The 16840-nt window shown below is 49.7% G+C and carries 20 protein-coding genes, 1 tRNA gene and 1 pseudogene; 17 read left to right on the forward strand and 5 right to left on the reverse strand.

Features of this window, described 5'->3' with window-relative positions; genetic code table 11:
* Positions 1-152: 152 nt before the first annotated feature.
* On the reverse strand, positions 153-392 hold the full coding sequence (locus IV04_RS01410; RefSeq protein WP_051916569.1) for an AlpA family transcriptional regulator: 240 nt from the start codon (positions 390-392) through the stop codon (positions 153-155).
* A gap of 469 nt (positions 393-861) precedes the next feature.
* On the opposite strand from IV04_RS01410, the pseudogene IV04_RS24945 reads away from it, so the two are divergent.
* Positions 862-1646: pseudogene (locus IV04_RS24945) on the forward strand (transposase).
* 132 nt (positions 1647-1778) lie between these two features.
* Here the strand turns inward: IV04_RS24945 and IV04_RS01420 are convergent.
* A complete protein-coding gene (locus IV04_RS01420) occupies positions 1779-3242 on the reverse strand; it encodes a YfjI family protein (protein ID WP_051916571.1) in 1464 nt (487 codons plus the stop codon).
* 863 nt (positions 3243-4105) lie between these two features.
* On the opposite strand from IV04_RS01420, the gene IV04_RS01425 reads away from it, so the two are divergent.
* The 15 genes from IV04_RS01425 (at position 4106) to IV04_RS01495 (ending at position 12898) form a co-directional block, all read left to right on the forward strand.
* The gene (locus tag IV04_RS01425) at positions 4106-4717 is read left to right on the forward strand and encodes an EcsC family protein (RefSeq protein ID WP_051916573.1); all 612 of its coding nucleotides are present in this window, start codon (positions 4106-4108) and stop codon (positions 4715-4717) included.
* A 150-nt stretch (positions 4718-4867) separates the two neighbouring features.
* Positions 4868-5599, forward strand: coding sequence for a DUF3944 domain-containing protein (locus IV04_RS01430; protein WP_037393774.1), 732 nt, complete (start codon positions 4868-4870; stop codon positions 5597-5599).
* A gap of 52 nt (positions 5600-5651) precedes the next feature.
* On the forward strand, positions 5652-6341 hold the full coding sequence (locus IV04_RS01435; protein ID WP_037393777.1) for a YafY family protein: 690 nt from the start codon (positions 5652-5654) through the stop codon (positions 6339-6341).
* 43 nt (positions 6342-6384) lie between these two features.
* A complete protein-coding gene (locus IV04_RS01440) occupies positions 6385-6594 on the forward strand; it encodes a hypothetical protein (RefSeq protein WP_037393780.1) in 210 nt (69 codons plus the stop codon).
* A gap of 74 nt (positions 6595-6668) precedes the next feature.
* The gene (locus tag IV04_RS01445) at positions 6669-7130 is read left to right on the forward strand and encodes a hypothetical protein (RefSeq protein WP_037393784.1); all 462 of its coding nucleotides are present in this window, start codon (positions 6669-6671) and stop codon (positions 7128-7130) included.
* 329 nt (positions 7131-7459) lie between these two features.
* Positions 7460-8281: a DUF932 domain-containing protein gene (locus tag IV04_RS01450; RefSeq protein WP_037393787.1), complete on the forward strand. Its 822-nt coding sequence runs from the start codon at positions 7460-7462 to the stop codon at positions 8279-8281.
* A complete protein-coding gene (locus IV04_RS01455) occupies positions 8281-8538 on the forward strand; it encodes a hypothetical protein (protein ID WP_037393789.1) in 258 nt (85 codons plus the stop codon). The genes IV04_RS01450 and IV04_RS01455 overlap by 1 nt, the downstream gene beginning before the upstream one ends.
* Before the next feature lie 420 nt (positions 8539-8958).
* The gene (locus IV04_RS01460; RefSeq protein ID WP_051916576.1) at positions 8959-9357 is read left to right on the forward strand and encodes an antirestriction protein; all 399 of its coding nucleotides are present in this window, start codon (positions 8959-8961) and stop codon (positions 9355-9357) included.
* Between the two features lie 10 nt (positions 9358-9367).
* Complete coding sequence (gene radC / locus IV04_RS01465) at positions 9368-9853, forward strand: DNA repair protein RadC (protein WP_037393792.1); 486 nt, start codon at positions 9368-9370, stop codon at positions 9851-9853.
* Between the two features lie 76 nt (positions 9854-9929).
* A complete protein-coding gene (locus IV04_RS01470; RefSeq protein WP_037393796.1) occupies positions 9930-10307 on the forward strand; it encodes a hypothetical protein in 378 nt (125 codons plus the stop codon).
* Positions 10307-10624, forward strand: coding sequence for a DUF5983 family protein (locus IV04_RS01475; RefSeq protein ID WP_051916578.1), 318 nt, complete (start codon positions 10307-10309; stop codon positions 10622-10624). The genes IV04_RS01470 and IV04_RS01475 overlap by 1 nt, the downstream gene beginning before the upstream one ends.
* A 55-nt stretch (positions 10625-10679) precedes the next feature.
* A complete protein-coding gene (locus IV04_RS01480) occupies positions 10680-11162 on the forward strand; it encodes a hypothetical protein (protein ID WP_037393798.1) in 483 nt (160 codons plus the stop codon).
* A gap of 12 nt (positions 11163-11174) precedes the next feature.
* Positions 11175-11510, forward strand: a complete 336-nt coding sequence (locus IV04_RS01485; RefSeq protein ID WP_051916580.1) for a TA system toxin CbtA family protein — start codon at positions 11175-11177, stop codon at positions 11508-11510.
* Positions 11511-11595: 85 nt separating this feature from the next.
* Positions 11596-11964, forward strand: coding sequence for a type IV toxin-antitoxin system YeeU family antitoxin (locus IV04_RS01490; RefSeq protein ID WP_037393800.1), 369 nt, complete (start codon positions 11596-11598; stop codon positions 11962-11964).
* 76 nt (positions 11965-12040) lie between these two features.
* The gene (locus IV04_RS01495; RefSeq protein WP_037393801.1) at positions 12041-12898 is read left to right on the forward strand and encodes a DUF4942 domain-containing protein; all 858 of its coding nucleotides are present in this window, start codon (positions 12041-12043) and stop codon (positions 12896-12898) included.
* Positions 12899-13131: 233 nt separating this feature from the next.
* Here the strand turns inward: IV04_RS01495 and IV04_RS01500 are convergent.
* Positions 13132-13219, reverse strand: a tRNA-Ser gene (locus IV04_RS01500).
* A 233-nt stretch (positions 13220-13452) separates the two neighbouring features.
* Between IV04_RS01500 and yccA the strand changes: the two genes are divergently transcribed.
* Complete coding sequence (gene yccA / locus IV04_RS01505; protein WP_037393803.1) at positions 13453-14112, forward strand: FtsH protease modulator YccA; 660 nt, start codon at positions 13453-13455, stop codon at positions 14110-14112.
* A gap of 155 nt (positions 14113-14267) precedes the next feature.
* On the opposite strand, the gene aroA is transcribed toward yccA, so the two are convergent.
* Together aroA and serC are read right to left on the reverse strand one after the other, a co-directional pair.
* Positions 14268-15554, reverse strand: coding sequence for a 3-phosphoshikimate 1-carboxyvinyltransferase (aroA, locus tag IV04_RS01510; RefSeq protein WP_037393805.1), 1287 nt, complete (start codon positions 15552-15554; stop codon positions 14268-14270).
* A 109-nt stretch (positions 15555-15663) separates the two neighbouring features.
* The gene (gene serC, locus IV04_RS01515; protein ID WP_037440559.1) at positions 15664-16749 is read right to left on the reverse strand and encodes a 3-phosphoserine/phosphohydroxythreonine transaminase; all 1086 of its coding nucleotides are present in this window, start codon (positions 16747-16749) and stop codon (positions 15664-15666) included.
* Positions 16750-16840 lie beyond the last annotated feature (91 nt).

Here is a 16840-nt window from a genome sequence, read left to right on the forward strand (position 1 = left end):
TTATTAGCATTACTTCATGACACTACTATTGATATTACTGATATATAAAAAACTACAATAATCTACTGACTTCAAATATAAGCTATAGCCTGTACTTTATTTCCCGTTGATAGCTATAGATGCAGACCCTACCGCAGCCTGGTTATAGCAAGTTAGTGATCACGCTGGTCACATTTCACCGCACCATCACGTTGTTTTTTACGGCCATCAATCCAGGTATTGATCTCTTCCAGATCCCAACCCTTACTTCCATTCGGGTTAGGCCCCAAAGGAAACGGTAGTGGGAATGTGGGATCGTAATGCTCCGACTTCTCATTCTTGCGGTTGTCTATCGTCGATTTTGACACCGCAAGCATTTTGGCAAGTTCGGCCTTACGAATAATACGCTGCATAACATCAACCTCCAGAACAAGGCTGAGTGAACATGTCAGGTCAGCCCTGTTTGTTCAACTTGATAGCATCCTGGTAAAGGATCCGACTTATCAGAATGCCAACCAACAAAGGCTGTCCCTCGCCTGTGTTGCAGAAAATTTAGCGCATTACGGAAATCAAAAACACTCATTTAGCACCCCTTCTTCTGTAATTTTTTACACGAAGGAAGAGGTGCTAAAGGTCTTGACATTCCATAAAACCCAAAGTCATTCACGTTGATATATTCAAATTAACTATTCCAATACCCCTTGCTACAGGTGCTATTCAGCTATTCGTAGCGGAATAGCACCTGTAGCAGGGTCCTCTCAGGCACGTTTTTTGAAGCCTAATGCCCAGATAACCCAGAGTGTTATCGGCTTTGTTGAATAAATAAAACTTTCAGAAGATTGGCGGATCTGATCGCTACAGTCGTTTCAGTATCGGATCTCCATGGCAAAGCAAAAGTTTAAAATCACCAACTGACCAACCTACAACAAGTCGCTCAGACAGCGCGGTTCGCTGACAGTCTGGCTTGATGAGTCAGCCATTGCTGCATGGACTGAGAATGCACAACCTGAAGGTTGTGGTCGACCGCCTCACTACACCGATATGGCCATTACCACGATCCTGATGATGAAGCGCGTGCTCAACCTGCCGCTGTGCTGCCCCGACTACTCTGGTCAGCAAACGGGTGAGGAGCGTTAACATCACCATAAAAATGCCAACCCGTGGTGAAATCTCGCATCTGGTCATCGACGCTACCGGCCTGAAGGTCTTTGGCGAAGGTGAATGGAAGGTCAATCAGCATGGGGCTAACAGACGAAGGAGTGCGCAAGCTTCATCTGGCAGCAGACAGTGCGACGCACGAGATTATCTGTGCCGATTTATTGCTCAGCGGCACGACAGATGCGCAGGCATTGCCAGGGCTGATCAACCAGACCTAAAGGAAAATCAGGGAAGCCTCTATAGATGGCGCTTATGACACGCGCTACTGCCATGAGCGTTACCATGCGATAGCGAATCAGCCTCTGAGAGGCAGCAATGATGTCTGGAAAAAGAAAGCGGGCTATCACCATCGTTCAGTGGCAGAAACGGTGTTCCGTAGCAAAACCTTGCTGGGTGGCCATCTGAGCTTGCGGGACTATGATACGCAGGTGGGTGAAGCGATGGCGAAGGTTAAAGCGCTAAACCGGATGACGTTGTTAGGTATGCCGCACAACATCCGGATCGTATAACAGGTGTGCCAGCGTGAGCCACGCCTGCCAGCTAATTCTGATTTATTCAACAAAGCCAGTGTGATCACAAAAAAGCCTCCCCAGAATCAGTCTTGGAGAGGCGTTGTGTAAAACTCGTTTACTACTTTGATATTACGTTGAAAAATAAATTTTTTCAGTCAAGTGAATGAATATCTTACCCGTCTTACTTTGGGTAGAGGTGATACACCCTTGCCTGCCCAGATATGACAAAGCACCTTCAAGCGACTCTTTGTTTCGAACAGAGCTGGGTCCTAATTGCAATATTTCATTCTTCGCAATGGTTGTAGTGTTTTTCTTATAGCTGTACGCCAACAACCATTTTTGCAGCGATGACGCGTCAGCAATGAGTTTTACAAAATGGAACTCATGAGGAGAGGAAAAAATACGGCATGCTTGATGGGCATACCACTGGCATATGTAAAAAGCACGTTCTACCATGGAGGCAGATATCTCAGCTTCCTCTCCAGTAAAATAGTGAAAAAGCCCTGCAAAACGCGCAATATTATTGGACATTTTGGATGCGAAGTCACTGATCTCACAATAGGCACCGCCAGGTGCAAGGTGTTTTTCAAAATAATTATGGTATTCATACCAATACATTTTAGCTTCATGAGAAAAAGTCAGTGTAATACGTGGCTGTTCTTGCTGCTGAACCAATAGCTCACGAATTCTTTCATGGAAACGATCCAGCCCCTGACGATGTAATAAGCGGTCATCAAGCAACCGTGTTCCTTTCGTCGATGTTGAGGCATCGATTCGGACAGGCAAACAGCGTGCAAAAAAACCACTGCCACGAGGAATATCCCCTTGGCGTTTCAGAAAACGTTGGAAAACAGCCTCCTGCAGCAGGATGGAGAAAACCAATCGCCCATCAATAACACGGATACTCTCTGTCGTTTTACGGTCCACTGACAGGTCAGCATTATCCCAGAGCAGATTTAATGAACTGAGATCTTGCATCACACCACGCGAGAGGACGTTGCCACCTTCATCTGACATAAGCCCAACGGAACGTCCATGTCCCTCCATCGCCTGTAACAAAGCTTCTATTGTTACATTGGCATACAACATTTTATGCAGTTTCGGGGGGGGAGGCGCAGAGGCATTGTGTGTCAGCAGACGTTCCTCCTCTTCTGTAGTCGATTCATTGCGTTTAGTCTGGCGTTTGATGGCACTCAGAATAGCAGATCGCTTTGCATTCCAAACCAGCCACTCTGTTTCGTGAGTTTTTTGGGCAGCCGTATAAGCCTCGGCGGCGACTAACTCGTGTTCATGGAATGGTTGCATCACCAAGCGATCAGTACTGGACTTACGCTCCCCAGACTCTGCCAGTGTCAGTAAATACAAAGAACTGGATAAATTCATGCCTTCACGAGGGCAAATATCAATTAAGCTCTGGCAGGCCAGGGACATAGCGCCGAACACAGAGTTCATGATCAGCTCAATGGGGGCCTGCGTTATTCCGTCCACATTCTGAACAGCCTCTTGTAGTGATGGAGGCAATGCATCGAAGGGAAAAGGATACTGTACTAACGGTGAAAGTGGGGGTTGGTAAATGATTGGGGGTTTATACATAAAGCCTACCTTAAGTGATTGATGACTATTTTTTCGCACCAAGAGATATAAAACCGCCTAAACATCATATTTTACGCAGACATTATCCTGCCTAGAACAGGCCATAACTACATAAGGTCGGGAATATATCCTAGTAATTTCTCTCAACCTTATTATTTGAATTTTAGAAGTAAGTTTATTTTTACGAAAAAAAACACAAATCCAATTCAATATCAGTTTATTTATCTCACGTTCCTTTCACACTTCATCGTGTCGTGAGGTGCTCGTCATTAACCATAGTTACTGGCATCAACAAAAGCCCTATTTTCCAGCATCAGACTAATGCAGAGTATCAGCACCAACTTTTATTTAAAAATGGAAAAATAAAATCCATGGCGGTATTTTTACGACAACAAGAATTTCACGTCAAGCCAATTTTTCACTCATAAATTGAATTGGGTGATATTGGGCCGCATTGTTAGATAAATATAAAATAGACAAACCAAGAAGTCGCGAGAAAATGCACGCAGTGCCTTAATAGAACAGCATAGTAACCTCACCATTAATTTGTCAGGCTGATGGTGAGATATACCAAGATGAAACTTACTCAACAAAAATACGCTATAACTCGATTGATAGCTGGCTTTGGTATAGCGAATATCTTTCATCGAGCCTCCATTAACTGATGATGATTTCGCATCCTGTCCTCGATAGACATTTTAAACATAAATACATGCCCATTATCCTTGCTTCGATAATTGTAATTAGTCGTTTTTTGTTCATGTTGCCCAATCAATCTATTTTCACACCTATATCACTGAAGGGAATTACGCCACAGCATTAAGCGTGGCGTGTGTTTTCCACTCAATGACGCAGGTTGTACTATGCATGATGAGACACTCTCTCTTTCACCGTTATCCCGCTGGCTGGAGGTTTTATACGCCAAAGCTCTACAAGGTGGCCCAGGTATCAGTTCCGCCTACCAGTTGGCAGAGCAGTACCGCAATACCTTCTCACCCCCGCAAAGCGCTGCCCTGAGTCTGGTCCGCTGGGAAGCCGCCAAGGCGGCCACCAGTGGGTTTATGCTCGGCGTAGGGGGCCTGGTGACACTCCCCTTCTCGCTACCTGCCAGTCTGGTTGGGCCACTGTTGCTACAGTTCAGGTTGATTGCTGCCATCGCTTTGCTGGCTGGGCATGATGTTCACGACGTGCGTACCCGCCATCTGGCTTATCTCTGTCTCGGCGGTACCGTCGCTAAAGACGCCTTGCAGGCGTATGCCACCGGCCTGTTCCAACAGATGTCAACACGCGCCCTTGAACAGGCGACTGAAAAAACAGCTACAGGCCTGGCCACTCGGCTGGCTGCCCACCTCCCCACGGCTCACCTGAGCCATCTTGTGCCACTGCTGAGTGGCGTCGTCAGCGGCAGTCTGGATTATCTGGCAGTACGGTCAGCAGGGGCATTGGCCTGCGCCGCCTTTTTGCACAAGGCCTGAGCCGGTTTTTCCTTACTTGCTACGTCACATCCTGTCCAATTCAGCACCTCGGTGTCAGGAAAATCACCATTTTGACCGCCATACCCTGTCAGGCCCCTCCGTTACAGTAGTCGCCAGTTCACGACCTACGGCCAACACAGGAGAAATACCATGGCGACCTACCGCATCGACCCCGACCTGACATTTTTAGGGCAGTGCTCCAACGACGACCTGGGCGCACTGGTCTCTGTGCTCACCCACGACACCAAAGACGGTAAAAAACGCTGGTCGGAAAGCTTGACCAGCACCCCGGAATACACCCTGTTTTACCCCGACCACCAGAAGTATTGGACGGCTATCGGGGCTGAACTTCAGGCCTTTGGGGCCAACAGTCTGGCGACACTGACCCGACTCAACAAAGGTGTGCTCTACCGGGAGTTACTGACGGATGTGTGTAAAAAACTCAAGGTCAACTTCAGCAAGGAGAGCTCCATTGAAACGATTGAACTGAACATGTTGTTGAAAGTGATGGAGAAAAGCCTGGCGGAAATGACCGAAGAGGCGCTGCAGCAGTTGTCACGTGATATGCAACTCAACCTGTCCAATCCAACGCCTCAACTGGTGTTGATGGCGTTGCAAGCCGCCATTCGCACCTCGGGAGTCGCAGCGCTGGAATTGGCTACATTGGCGGCCATCAGTGTCATCAATACTCTGGGTGGGATTGCCACTATAGGTGCTCTGTTTGCCGCACAACGGGCGTTGACCGTATTGGCTGGCCCCATCGGCTTGACGCTCAGCTCCGCCTGGCTGATTGCCGATATCACCGGCCCGGCTTATCGGGTCACCGTACCGGCCTGCATCATCGTGGCCTACCTGCGCCAGAAACACCTCGCACAACAATAACTCGCGCCCCTGTATGGTCGTACAGGGGAACCTTTCACTCAGGGAATCGATTATGTCCGCACAGGAACGTCGCCATGACAGGCTCGCCTACCGGTTGGCCTCCATCATCAGTCGACTCTTCAATGGCGAATCCCTCTCCGTGGCTGCGTTGGCACGGGAGTTCAATGTCTCGTTACGTACACTGGACCGGGATTTCAACACGCGTCTGGTCGGTCTGGATATGGATTACCGTGAGGGCTGCTATCGGCTGGCTGACTCGCAACGCCCCTTTCGTACCGACAGGGACATCATCCAGTTTGCCAGCATTACTGACGTGAAGCAGTTCTTTCCCGCACTGGACAGAAAGCTGCTGTCCGTGTTGCTCAACAGAGAACGGGACTCGCCCTATATCGTCTATAATGCGCCCCCCAAGCGGTTGCCGTCGTTATTTGGCGGGTTCTATGTCATTACTCAGGCCATTGTGGAAAACCGCATTATCCGTTTTGTTTACGAAGGCCTGAAACACTCAGCCGCAGAGCCCTACAAACTGATTTATTTTGCCGGGGATTGGTATCTGTGTGCTGCCATCAACAACATCATTCAGGTGTTTGACATGCATCACCTGAGCGATATCACACTGACCATCAGCACGTTCGTCAAAAAGGAGGCTATCAACAACATCATCAGCGAAGAGAAGTTCATCACCGCGTTACCGCATTTTCAATATATCAAGGCGTTGACCGCATCCGAATCGGGTCAATAAATATCACAGCATCGTCTATGACCTTATCAATGAGGGGAGCACCATGTCTCTATTTCGCCACCTTGCTACTGCAACGGGAATTATCGGCACCCTGTTTACGGCCTACCAGGCACAAAAAGCCGCCGCAGACACCATGAAAGCGAATGCCTTTTCATCAGGGAATATTCGTGCCGGGCGAGTGGGTGTCCTCTTCATTACCACACTGTTTATCGGTGGCCTGGCAGACGCCCTTATCAAACGGACATTCTCCTGAAAACAATAACGCCATCGACAGCACTATTCACAGACCCGTTTTATTCACACGCCATAATCAATAAGGAATCTTTAATGAAACTGACATTATCTCAATCTCTCGTAGCAAGCCTGATTTTTACCTCCACGCTGACGATAGCAGCCCCGTGGCAAAGTGGTTACAGCAACGGTAACGACGTCTATACCACCAAAGATAAAAGTGGTTCGGTCAAATTCGTGTTGTCCTGTGATGGCTTTGCCACAACGGCGGCCGAAATCGTCAATGCCAGGAATAACAAACAGCTTGCTTACAACTATGCCATTCCCGGCGTCACCGTTATGTCAGTGACGATTGATGGTCAATCCTACACTGCGCCATTCAGTCAGGAGGTGTACAACACGCCACAGAAATTTTCGGCCTTCTATAACGCTTTCCGCAATGCACGCAGCCTGGAAATGACCGTGGGGAATAAAAGCTATACTTTCCCAACCGACGGGCTCAAACAAGCGTTTCCCGCTTATGGCAGTCCTGATTATAAATGCCATGTGGAAAAATAACGGTATTGATTATTGATGAGCCCCAGCGTTTTATTTCCTGTTAATAGCTATTCATACCCGCGTGATTAACTGGATTTAATCAGGCAAGAATACTGACGTTCTTCTTGCCTGTTATCCCTGTTATTCTTTAACACTCGAGGAGGTATTAATACTGACGTATTAATACACTTCATAAACCTCCCTTCCTGAGAGGTTTCCCTCCTTACGGATTGTTTTCCATATTATTAACGACATTGGTGTAAAAATAAATTAGCAGTGTTCAACAGGCTCCCCGGTTATCCGGTGGAGCCTGTTTTGTTATTTAGCGATATTTGAAAAAGGAAAGACTCATGACACGTTTAGCCTCCCGTTTTGGTCGGGTGAATTCCGTTCGCCGCGACCGCCCATTAACCGTTGATGAGTTAGCCCAGTACGTGCCCAGCGTCCTGGGTGACGACAAACATCAATCCCGCAGTGCCCGATACGCCTACATCCCGACCATTACGTTGCTGGACCGGTTGCGCGAAGAAGGTTTTGAACCGTTCTTTGCCTGCCAGACCCGTGTGCGGGATATGGATAAACGTGAACATACCAAGCACATGCTGCGACTGCGTCGTTCAGGGCAAATCACCCAGAAAGAAGTCCAGGAAATCATTCTGTTAAATAGCCACGATGGCTCGTCCAGCTATCAAATGCTACCCGGCTGGTTTCGCCAAATTTGCAGTAATGGCCTGGTCTGTGGTCAGAGTTTTGGCGAAATTCGTGTACCACACCAGGGGAATGCCGTGGAAAAGGTGATTGAAGGGGCTTACGAGGTGCTGGGGATATTTGACCGGATAGAAGAAAGCCGCGAAAGCATGCTGGCATTAACGTTGACACCGGAACATCAGCACGCACTGGCGCACGCCGCACTGACCTACCGTTACGGCGAAGAACACCACCCGGTGACCGAAAGCCAAATCCTGATGCCCCGCCGCTGGGAAGACAAGAAAGACGATTTGTGGACAACGTTTCAACGGGTTCAGGAAAATTTGAGTAAAGGGGGATTATCGGGTCGCAGTGCCAAAGGCAAACGGGCTCAAACCCGTGCCGTCAATGGCATTGACAGCGATATCAAACTCAATAGAGCCTTGTGGGTAATGGCGGAGCAACTTAGGCAGGTGGTAGCCTGATGCAACATGTTCCCGCTGACGCACAGCAGGCAGACGAACATCCGGTGCCATTGGACAACGAACCTGGCAGTCGTTCGATATCTGATGATGATCTGTGTGCCTGGTGCAGCCATCTTTGTTATCGGCCGGGTGAAGTCAGCTTGTGCCAGTTAATTGAAGAGGATGGTGACTGGCCTGCCTGCTTCGATTCTGGTGGTTATGCCCAATCCTGCACCGAATTGCACCTGATAGTGCCAACCATGCCTCAAAACAGCTAAGCACAGTCACGCTCCCTTTTTTACCTGACGATAAACGATCGGTTTCGACGATCGGTTTCCGATTATTGATCTGTACAACCCATTATCTTTGCCGTTTATAGGCCGATAAGATAGGTGAGGTTGTCTGTCGGTATTTCCATAACACTCCAGCAGCATTTTTGTTACGCCAACATCAGGGAAACACCTTGTCCGTTATCACTGCGATAACGGTTTTCAAGAAGGTAAGGGAGAGGCTGTCAATGACCACCTGCTCCTCAATAAGCCTCCATTAAATCAATACGTTATTTTATTACCTACCATAACGTGCAGGCCCCACCGGTTTTTCCGGTGGGGCCTGTTTTGTTATTTATCTCATACAGACGGATATTTTACGTGAATACACATCTTACCGCGTCTACAGCAACGCCTCTGGAAAGCGCAATGACCGCTACGCTGGTGCCTGGCAACCAGCGCTCTTATTTCTGGCCCAAGCACTTCGGCAGCATACCGCAATGGCCCATTTTGGAGCCCCATGCCTTTGGTTGGCTGGATCGCCTGTGCACCGATTATCACGGTGGGCAGTGGGAGTTTTACACGCTAAGCAACGGCGGTGCCTTTATGGCTCCAGAAGGCGATGAGCGGTGGTCACTGTTTAACGGTATGAATGGTAATGGTGCCGACATGAGCGCCGAAGCCGCAGGGATCACCGCCTGCCTGATGGCCTACAGCCACCACGCCTGCCGTACCGAAAGCGAGGCGATGACCGATCATTTCTACCGGCTACGGGAATACGCGTTGCACCATCCCGACAGCCGCGCTATTTTCGCCCTGATTGACTGAGAACACCGACATGAATTCCTCAACATTATTGGCGTCAACCGCATTGCCGTTAACGGCACAGCGCACGGTGAAACGGGCTCTGTCATTACTGGAAAAACACCTGCGCGAACCAGGGGCAGTGTTCACCTCCACCAGCACCGCACGCGACTGGTTACGTTTACAACTTGCCGGGCAGGAACGTGAAGTCTTTATCGTGTTGTATCTCGACAATCAGCACCGGTTGCTGGCATCCGAAACACTGTTCACCGGCAGCATCAGAAGCACGGAAGTCCATCCCCGAGAAGTGGTGAAGGCGGTACTTCGCCATAACGCAGCCGCTGTCATTCTGGCGCACAATCACCCGTCCCAGTTGGCCGAGCCCAGTCAGGCCGACCGACAAATTACCGAAAGATTAGTCAACGCACTGGCCCTGGTTGATGTGAAGGTATTAGACCATCTGATTGTCGGTGGTCTGGATATTGTCTCCTTCACCGAACGTGGCTGGTTACCGGGCTGATAGCCACTTTCTTCCATTCTATTTTTCAGCATTGCGCTGATGTCATGCATCTCCCATTTTATAAGGAACCTTCTCTATGGGCTGGTTATTTTCACACCGCTCTCGCCGTGAGCTGATCGCGGCACTGATCCAAACCGATGACACCGAACACTATCAACACGTGACGCTGGCGCATGCGCTACGGGGTAATGTCCTGTGGTCGGTTGTCCAGAGTACCCCCAAAGATCCGGCAAAAGTCGCCCAAACGGTCATTCATTGCATCCTGATGCAGGGTTCAGGCGGCAGTTGGGGCTATAAAGCGATGGATGAATCCGTACAGCCTTGTTATTACTCCTGCCCAAAAAGCTACCTGACAATGGCCCCGGTCATCAGCCCAGAATGGCGCGAGAGGGTATTGGCGCATCATCAACACCGTTATCCGCAACGGAGTGTAATAAAGGAGGCGAACCAATAATGGTAACAACGCCACTTTTACGTTTTGGTCTGCAATGCAGTTCCGCACATATCAGTGAAAAGGATAATGAGGTGTTGTATCGGATCTCGCATTGTCAGGATGAGTTCAGCGACGGTGAATGGATTTCCTTTTCGGGCACCGGCTATTTGCTGCGATTGGATGCGTGGACCCACCCGGTGTTGCAACTCAAACGGCTGGGGCTGTCCAAAACCTGCCGCCGTCTGGTCACCACGCTGATGAAACGTCATCAACTGAGCTACCTGCATATCGATGCCCTGGGTGAGGTCTTGCCCGACTTTACCACCTTCGACTGGTAATACTCCCCAAGTTTCGCCTTCGCATTATCTCTTTATTTTACAAGGATATTATCTCATGAATACAAACGTATCACCCGTGCCTGGTATCTTTCATTTTCTGCAACATGGCAGCGTGTCACCACAAGACTGGCAAGCCTTATGCCAGGCAATCACCACCGCGTATCTGACGCTGTATTGGCAACCCGGTACGCTGGATTTAGACACCGCGCCGGTAATCTGTGAACACACTGGCAACTGTCTGTACCAATTTGACGATAACCTGGTGAGATTAGGTATGACTGGCTTTAACGGTAAGCGCTTTACCCACCTGGCAGGCGATCCGTTCATTCTCTACCGGCGTCAGACACCGCATGCGCTGATCCGCTGTGATACACGTGGCTATCCCTATCACTGGTTGGTGATGGCCACGCTGTTACTGACCAATACGCTGTGCCCCACAACCTGGACGATTGAATCGGATGTCCCTGTGAAACACTGGCGAAAGGTTGCTCACTGGTTGACCTACTACTACCAGATACCAGTTTCCCTACTTTCTTAAGGAACTGCCCGTATGAAAACCCTCGACAAAATACCCCGCATCACGCCCAGCGCCAATCAGGCTCGAACTGAATACCAGCAACTGCTTGCCTGGTTGCTGGCGCACTGTTACGGCCTGGAGCTTAACGATACGCCCTATCACGACGATCAGGCGATAGCACAACAGATTGAGCATGGCGTCACTGTACGGGAAACCGTCAATGAACTGGTGGAGAAGTTCGACCTGGTACGCATTGATCGCCCCGGTTTCAGCTTGATGGCACAAGATCCCACCTTAAGCAGCGGCGATATGTTACACGCCCGCAGTGCGCTGGGCTTGCGCAGTCCCGTCATTCGCCGCCTCGCCTGACAGCCTTTCACTTACCTCAGTGATCGAACAACACGCCAGCCTCACCGCTGGCGTTTTACTTTTTCAAGTTCAAGGAGTTTTGACGATGAAGGAAACCCAATCCAATACCATCAGCAACGACAGCACTCCGTCTCCTGTCTGGGGTCTGCAATCTGCTATCACGCCACACCTGGGAGCCCGGTTAGTCCAGCAGGGTAATCACCTGCATTTTCTGGCCGACCGTGCAGGTTTTGTCGGTACGTTCTCCCCTGATGCTCTTAAAAGGCTGGATGCCGCTTTTCCGGTGTTGATCGAACAGTTGGAGGCCTGTCTGCGGTCTGGCGAACTCGATCAACGCCGTCAGCATTGCGTCACCGTGCAGCACGCTGATTTTACCTGCGATGCCGATACGTTAGGTAGCTTTGGCCATCTCTATATCGCTGTTTATCAGACAACACCGCCCAACCCGGCATAAGCCGTAAGCACTCACACTCCCCAACCTTTAACCCTGCCTGCGACAACGCGGGCATTTTTTTCTAAGGAACTCAGCGATGCCAACCACATTGAATACTGTCATTGAACCTGAAGTTTTAACCGGTCACACCGACGTGATTTGTTCTACCAGCATTGAACGTATCGTCACTGGCCGTAACGCTGCACTGACGCAAATTGAAGCCCTTATCCACCAGCTTGAAGATATCTCAGCCATCACCAGCAGCATTGGCGGTAGAGTGGCAAGGGACTGGGCAATGAAACAAGATTTCCGCTGTGGCTGCTGGCTGATGGAAAAAGCAGAAACGGCCATGCCGGTGATCACCCGCAACCTTGATCGCGACATATGGCGAGATCTGATGAAGCGCTCCGGTATGCTGTCGCTCATGGACGCTCAGGCCCGTGATCAGTGGTACAGAAATTTGGAGGGAAACGATATTCCTGCCATTAGCAAAACCAACATCCTCAGTACCTTTGAGCAACTGCATCAGAGCAAAAATGAGGTGTTCGAGCGAGGGGTGATCAATGTCTTCAAGTCGCTCTCATGGGATTACAAGTCGAATCACCCTTGCAAATTTGGCAAGAAAATCATCGTCAACAGTTTGGTGAGTTACAACCAATGGGGATTTACACTGAACCACAATTATCGGCGGGATCAACTGGCGGATCTTGAGCGGATGTTGTTCCTGTTAGAAGGCAAGGCTATCCCGGATAATCGTAGCGATCTCACCGCTCGGCTTTATGAGCATATCCGTGCCAATCCGCAGATGGCGAAGGTGTATGAGGATGAGTATTTTTCGATCAAATACTTTATGAAGGGTTCGGCACATCTGACGTTTAAAAAACCAGGGCTGCTTGATAAGATGAATGACATCGTGGCAAAACACTTTCCAGGAATGCTGGCATCACGCTTATGATGGCGGAGCAGGCTGAAGCTCAACGTAATACTAAATCCCTACTACCACGTCTCTTTCTTGTTCGCCATCATTACCAAAACATCACGCAATGCATAGCGTGTTCTTCAAATATCTCCCCAACACAAGGTAAAGGACAACAACTGAAGCCAACACCCAATGGCATACTGGATGGCATACTGAAAACTACTAAAAACAAAAAACCCCAAGATTATTATAATCTTGGGGTTAGAATATGGCGGAGGAGCAGAGATTCGAACTCTGGAACGGTTTCCCGTCGACGGTTTTCAAGACCGTTGCCTTCAGCCACTCGGCCACCCCTCCGCAACGAAGCGAACTATAAACACAGCCGTTCGGCTTGTAAAGCCTGAAACCGTTCAACCGCACGAAAAACCGGCACATAGCGACTGTACGCTGAATAAATCGCCATTTATCCCACAACATACTTAATCGTGGCAGTTCATCATGAGTAAAGATGAGTAAACACTCTTTAATCAAATGGTTGTGCTGCCTATCATCGTAGCTAATTTTGTGATGACCTGATAAGAGAGATCATTATGGACCGCATTGTCGTCTCATCCTCCGCACGTGATTCATTACTTAGCACACACAAAGTGCTGCGTAATACCTATTTCCTGCTGTCATTAACGCTGGGTTTCTCAGCCTTAACCGCAACAGCAAGCACCATGCTGGGCTTACCTGCCCCAGGGTTGTTGTTAATGCTGGTTGGTTTTTATGGTTTGATGTTTTTGACCCATAAACTGGCAGATAGCCCCTTAGGGATCCTGGCAGCGTTCGCGTTTACCGGCTTTATGGGTTACGCCCTGGGCCCGATCTTGAGTTCTTTCCTTAACTCTGGCGCGGGCGATCTGATCGTGCTGGCGCTGGGCGGTACTGCAGTTGTCTTCTTCTGCTGTTCAGCTTATGTACTCACCACCCGTAAAGACATGTCGTTCCTTTCAGGCATGCTGATGGCTGGATTTGTGGTGTTGTTAGTGGCTGTTATCGCTAATCTGTTCCTGCAGATTCCTGCTTTACACTTGGCAATCAGTGCACTATTCATCCTGTTCTCTGCCGGTGCCATTCTGTGGGAAACCAGCAACATTATTCATGGTGGCGAGACCAACTACATTCGTGCAACCGTCAGCCTGTATGTTTCGCTATACAATATGTTCATCAGTTTGCTCAGCATTTTAGGCTTTGCCCGCAGCAACTGATCTGTCGATTGTTAGACGTAAAGCCCCGCAAATCCTGCGGGGCTTATTCGTTTATGCCAATACCCTGGCAACTCGAATTATTTTGGGCCCAGCCGCGTAGAGAAATGCAAAAAGGCCCAATCAAGGGCCTTGGTAACAGCATTTGCAATACTTAATTAAGCCAACTTGCTGATACGTGCAAACTGTTCAAAGTAATCAGGAAACGTTTTCGCGGTGCACTTGGGGTCAAGGATAGTCACCGGGGTGTCAGACAGCGCAACCAACGAGAAACACATAGCCATCCGATGGTCGTTATATGTGCCAATCTCAGCAAACTGCAGTTTGCTTGGTGGCACAATGTGAATGTAATCCTCACCTTCATCCACTTCTGCTCCTACTTTGCGCAATTCAGTTGCCATCGCCGCTAAACGATCGGTTTCTTTCACTCGCCAATTGTAGATATTGCGGATTGTAGTCGTTCCAGAGGCGAACAAGGCCGTGGTCGCAATCGTCATCGCCGCATCAGGGATATGATTCATGTCCATATCAACCCCTTTCAATTCACCACGGCTACATTCAATATAATCATCGCCCCAGGTGATGCACGCACCCATTTTTTCCAACACATCGGCAAACTTGGTATCGCCCTGAACGCTTTTCTTACCAATTCCCGTGACCCGTACCTTACCGCCCTTAATTGCCGCCGCCGCCAGGAAATAAGAAGCAGAAGAGGCGTCCCCTTCCACCAAGTAATCTCCCGGTGAATGGTAGGTTTGCTGACCGCGAATATGGAACACACGATAATTGTCATGAGTCACTTCAACACCAAAGGTTTTCATCAGGTGCAAAGTGATATCAATATAAGGCTTGGAAACCAGCTCACCTTTGATATGGATGGCGGTATCCTGTTGCGCCAAAGGAGCCATCATCAGCAAAGCGGTCAGAAACTGGCTGGAAACGCTGCCATCAACGCTGACATCCCCCCCGACAAAACCACCGCGCAGGCGCACGGGCGGGTAGTCGGTCTGTTCCAGATAGTCTATTTGTGCACCGCCCTGACGTAACGCATCCACCAAATGGCCGATTGGGCGCTCTTTCATGCGCGGCTCACCGGTCAGCACAACATCGCCAGCCCCCAGGCATAGCGCAGCCGCCAGTGGGCGCATCGCGGTACCCGCATTACCGAGGAATAATTCCAGCGGTTGTTTTGCTACCAACGCACCGGCAGCACCCTCTACGCAACAGGTTGTGCGATCATCAGAAAGCTGATAATTCACCCCTAACGCCTGTAATGCATTTAACATATGGCGCACATCATCGCTGTCCAGCAGGTTAGTCAGCCGGGTTGTCCCCTGCGCCAGCGCAGCCAGCAGCAGAGCACGGTTCGAAACGCTCTTGGAGCCAGGTAAATTGATAGTGCCATCGATCAAAGCAACCGGTTGTAACGTCAGGGAATCCACCATGTGAATAAAGCTCTCCAGAATCTGATAAACGAAACGGCCCCGGTGGTCATGCCGGAGCCGCTTTAAGCAACTGCGTAGTATGTTACCCGCTTAACGCAGGCAACGGCAATCAACCGTGGCGACGCTCAAAATCGACCATAAAGTCAGTCAAGGTCTTCACACCAATCAGCGGCATTGCATTGTAGATAGAAGCACGCATCCCACCCACCACACGGTGGCCTTTCAGCGCCTGCAGGTTGATGGCCTCTGCTTCGCTGAGGAACACTTTGTCCAGAGCCGGGTCAGCAAGCTGGAACGGCACGTTCATCCACGAACGGTTGGCAAGCGCCACTTGGCTGCGGTAAAAATCAGACTTATCGATAGTGGCATACAGCAGCTCGGCTTTCGCCTGATTGCGTTTTTGCATTTCAACCAAACCACCTTGCTCTTTCAGCCATTTGAAAACCAGGCCAGAGAGATACCAGGCAAAGGTTGGCGGGGTATTAAACATCGAACCATTTTCTGCCAACACAGTGTAATCGAGGATCGAAGGCACTTCGCGGCGAGCTTTACCCAGCAGATCGTCACGCACAATCACCAGCGTCAGGCCTGCCGGGCCGATGTTTTTCTGCGCACCCGCGTAGATCATGCCAAAACGGCTGACGTCCAACGGGCGCGAAAGAATAGTAGAAGAGTAGTCACCGATGACGACCTTATCGCCGAAATCAGGCGTTTCATCAATTGCCACGCCGTCGATAGTTTCGTTCGGGCAATAATGCACATAAGCGGCATTATCACTCAGTTGCCACTCTTTCATCGGTTTGATGCCGTTTAGGCCATCCACAGAGGTTTTTACATCGATCACATTCGGCTTGCAGTATTTTTCTGCTTCCAGAACAGCACTGTGCGCCCAATAGCCGCCGTCGATATAGTCAGCGGTAGTATGATCACCCAGCAAGTTCAGCGGTAATGCGGCGAATTGTGCACGAGCACCACCGTGGCAAAACAGCACTTTATAGTTGGCAGGGATTTTCATCAGATCGCGCAGATCCTGTTCGGCCTGCTCGGCAACTGCAATGAATTCTTTACTGCGATGGCTGATTTCCATCACTGAAGTACCAAGACCGTGCCAGTTGCACAGTTCCTGTTCTGCACGACGCAACACTTCAACCGGCAGCATTGCCGGGCCAGAGCTAAAATTATAAACCTGAGTCATTTCCCCTCACCACATTCACTGTTCGCCGCAGAGAACGGCCTGCGTAATTCGCCCGAAGTTAACGCTAGTTAACCAACTCCATCGAGTTTTA

Origin of the sequence: Serratia sp. Ag1, from assembly GCF_000743355.1 — a bacterium.
Classification (GTDB): domain Bacteria; phylum Pseudomonadota; class Gammaproteobacteria; order Enterobacterales; family Enterobacteriaceae; genus Chania.